Consider the following 263-nt stretch of genomic DNA (forward strand, 5'->3'; position numbering starts at 1 on the left):
ATGGCGACGTTGGCGTGCGCCATCTCCAGGTTGGCCTGCGCGGTTTTCTGCAGTTCTTCCCGCGTATCCTGCAACTCGCTGATCTGCAGCCAGATGGTGAGGATCACGCCGCCGAAAGCGCAGCCCGCAAACAAGGCATTGATGCCGCTGAACGCATCGGCGACGGGCTGGTTGGTGTATTCCTTGACCGCCGGGAGCAAGCTCAGCAACACCGCCAGCAGCCACAGTCCCAGGATCAGCAGGCACACCAGCAAGACCTGCTT

Annotated in this window: 1 protein-coding gene; it reads right to left on the minus strand. The window is 61.6% G+C overall.

Translation table 11 applies throughout. From position 1 onward, the window contains the following. Positions 1–263: hypothetical protein (locus tag Q5L94_RS13835; protein ID WP_317498931.1), on the minus strand; the 263-nt coding region annotated here is incomplete at both ends.

The organism is Idiomarina sp. Sol25 (assembly GCF_033052775.1).
GTDB lineage: Bacteria > Pseudomonadota > Gammaproteobacteria > Enterobacterales > Alteromonadaceae > Idiomarina.